This is a genomic window from Acinetobacter sp. 228, from assembly GCF_048147885.1.
In genome coordinates this window covers 1-1,064 of sequence record NZ_JAYWYV010000570.1, presented here as the reverse complement: position 1 = coordinate 1,064, position 1,064 = coordinate 1, and the positions used below count along the sequence as shown (strand labels likewise).

The 1,064-nt window shown below is 36.3% G+C and carries 1 pseudogene; it reads left to right on the top strand.

What is annotated here, in order from left to right:
• A pseudogene (locus VXQ92_RS20880) lies at positions 1–1,064 on the top strand (restriction endonuclease subunit R); the annotation flags it as partial.

The following is a 1,064-nucleotide window of genomic DNA, read 5'->3' as shown; positions in this document are numbered from 1 at the left end:
ATTTGTCGTACTAACCGCTTAGACACTGCCGACAAAGAATACGGTTTAATTATTGACTATAAAAACCTATTTCAGAAAATGGCAAAAGCCATTGCCGTTTATAACTCTGAATTAGACACTTCAGCATCTGAAGAAGCACAAATTGAGATTAAAAATCGTAAGATTATGGCAAAAGAGCATTTAGACAATGCGATGGAGCAACTCAATTTGCTGATGCAAATGGTGCAGCCAAATAGCTGTGAAGAAGATCGCTTAAAGTTCTTCTGTGGCAAGTCAGAAAACCCTGATGATCTTAAAGCCACTTATCAAAGACGTATTACATTGTATAAGTCTGTTGCAAGCTTCTTCCGTGCCTTTGCAAATGCCAAAGACGAATTGGCAGAAATTGGTTATACAGCCGAAGAAATTAAAGAGATTAAAGCCAAAGAAGTCTTTTATTTAGATTTAAGAGAAAAAGTTCGATTACGTGCGGGTGAATATCTCGACCTCAAAACCTTTGAAGCAGATATGCGCTATCTAATCGATAATTATATCGATGCAAAAAATTCGGTAAAAGTCAGCTCATTTGAAGATAAGACCCTGATTCAATTGATTGTGGAAACAGGTATTGCAGAAACAATCACTAAAAAGTTAAACAATATGAAGGATCGAAACTCAGTCGCAGAAACGATTGAAAATAACATCCGTAGTACCTTAATTAAAGACCATCTCGCTGACCCTGCTTTCCATGCCAAAATGTCAGGATTGTTAGAAGAAGTGATTAAAATCCGTAAGGACAGTGCAGACCGTTATGCGGAATACTTAAAGAAAATTGAACAACTCGCCAAGCAAGTACATTCAGGTACAGTAGTTAAAACCAGTGCTAGAATCGATACCACGGGTAAAAAGGCTCTCTTCAATTTATTTAATCATGAAGAACAAGCTCTCGAACTACATGAATTTGTGCTAAACAATAAACCTGCAGGTTGGCAAACACATCCACTTAAAACCTCAAAATTACGGAATATGATTAAGAAACAAATCCAAGATGAAAATTTATTAGATAAACTCATGGATATCTTCAC